This is a genomic window from Prevotella sp. oral taxon 317 str. F0108 (genome assembly GCF_000162415.1).
Taxonomy (GTDB): Bacteria; Bacteroidota; Bacteroidia; order Bacteroidales; family Bacteroidaceae; genus Prevotella; species Prevotella conceptionensis.
In genome coordinates this window covers 333,330-335,564 of record NZ_GG740074.1, presented here as the reverse complement: position 1 = coordinate 335,564, position 2,235 = coordinate 333,330, and the positions used below count along the sequence as shown (strand labels likewise).

2 protein-coding genes are annotated in these 2,235 nt (G+C 36.4%); one reads left to right on the top strand and one right to left on the bottom strand.

The window, feature by feature from the left end:
• Positions 1 to 1,075, top strand: a 1,075-nt coding sequence (locus HMPREF0670_RS10795; protein ID WP_198009298.1) for a restriction endonuclease subunit S, incomplete at its 5' end; no start/stop codon positions are given.
• Here the strand turns inward: HMPREF0670_RS10795 and HMPREF0670_RS17140 are convergent.
• Positions 1,068 to 2,235: restriction endonuclease subunit S (locus HMPREF0670_RS17140; RefSeq protein WP_009231187.1), on the bottom strand; the 1,168-nt coding region annotated here is incomplete at its 5' end. The two genes, HMPREF0670_RS10795 and HMPREF0670_RS17140, sit on opposite strands and share 8 nt — an antisense overlap.

Below are 2,235 nucleotides of genomic sequence, written 5' to 3'. Positions count from 1 at the left end.
TGAATTTCAGGGGGAGTGGAAGAAATGCAAGTTGGGGGATGTGTGCAATACTTCCACTGGTAATAAAAACACGCAAGATAAAACAGATGATGGCATTTATCCGTTTTATGTACGTTCTCAAACTGTAGAGCGTATAAACTCATGGACTTTCGATGGTGAAGCAATTCTAACCGCTGGTGATGGTGTCGGAGTTGGAAAGGTGTTCCATCATACTTATGGAAAGATTGGTGTTCATCAGCGTGTATATATCCTTAGCGATTTTAAGTGTGATGCAAATTATCTTTTTCACTTTTTCTCTTCCAAGTTTTACAATAGAGTGAAGAGGATGAGCGCAAAGAACTCTGTGGACTCAGTACGCAAGGAAATGATTACAGACATGCCACTGTCTTTGCCTTGTTGTCAAGAACAGATTAAAATTGGATATATGTTATCCATCCTTGACGAGCGCATCGCTACCCAAAACAAAATCATTGAGGATTTGAAGAAATTAAAGTGCGCAATTATTGAAAAGTTATACTCTGAAATCCAAGGTAAAGAATACTTATATGGGCAATTGTTTGAGGTTGTTAATAAGCGTAACAAGCAAATGGAATATTCCAATATTCTTTCGGCAAGCCAAGAAAAAGGCATGGTGAATAGAGATGATCTAAATTTGGATATTCAATTCGAACGTAGCAATATCAACACTTACAAGATTGTAAGAGCAGGAGATTATGTTATTCATTTACGTTCCTTTCAAGGCGGTTTTGCCTTTTCTGATAAACTGGGAGTGTGCAGTCCTGCATATACTATATTGCGTCCAAATTGCCTTTTGGAGTATGGTTATCTGTCCTATTACTTCACTTCCCACAGATTTATAAAATCTCTGATTATTGTAACTTATGGCATTCGAGACGGACGCTCTATTAATATTGAAGAATGGCTGAATATGAAGGTCATCATTCCGTCAAAAGAGTACCAACTTCATACACTGAAAATTCTCAGAAGTATTGAAGGAAAGATAGAAAACGAAGAAACGTATACTATTTGTTTGTCAAATCAGAAGCAGTATTTGCTCAATCAGATGTTTATATAAACATTTGCTGTAGTAAATACTCTTTTTGTTGAGAGAACATTGAGCAAAGCGATACATTATTTTCTATCAATAAGTCTAACGATGAGAGAAGTTTGATACAATGCCCTATTGTCGATTTGTCTGGAGTTGGAAATGACATACGAAGTATATCTTCGCCATTAAGATTAGCTATAGCTCCATTTCCACCTTGCAAAGAGTTCCATATATATCTATGGTATCTGTTGGTTTGGAATAGCCATTTTGTGATAGGCATTTTAGAACGATAGATGCCACAAAAAGCACCAACAGTTATAGGAGATAAGCATTTACCATCATAAAAAGATGTTTTTCCCACCAAAGCTGAACTTCCATTTGCCATACAAATAACAATGTCCCCGTTCTGTAGTTGCTGTTCTTGTAATATTTGTTTATTTACACGTACAACATTGTTGCAGTAATCAAGCAGACCACCACTAACAATATTGTTAGAGCGCATAACAATTGTTCCTTTTTGCTCTACAACATCATTGCTACTATATGTCAATCCGCGGATGTATATACCAACATCACCAAGTCGCATTTTGTTATCGTGGCAATTGTTCAATACGTTTTCAATAATTGCGCACTTTAATTTCTTCAAATCCTCAATGATTTTGTTTTGGTTAGAGATACGGTCGTCAATAAGAGAGAGAAAACCTGCTATTTTCTCTTGTTCTTTAACTGTTGGAAAAATCACTTGGTTTGCCAAGACTTCTTGGTTACCAATCTTCATATCATGCTTTGCACCAATACGAACAATGGGCTTAAAATATCTATTGGCGCGATTTGCCAATGAAAAATAGTATTCTATGAATTTGTAATTGGCGTTATCTTTTACACTATACACAGCATATAATGTTGAAACGATACCGTCTTTGCCTGTATTTGCTTTAACAATGCCATATGGATATTCCTTCAAAGGGCTCTTAGTATATACAATGTTTCCGAGTCTAACGATATGATAGGGCAAGACACTTGCCCCAGCAAATGAGCGCCCCAACAATTCTATTTGGTTGACTATGCCAAAATCACCAGAAACAGAAAGAACGTCAGTCTTATTAAAATGCCCCTTCTTATTCCTTTCTTTACTTTCATTTAAATATTCACTTAAACGCGAAGCAACCCACTCCCCCTCAAACTCC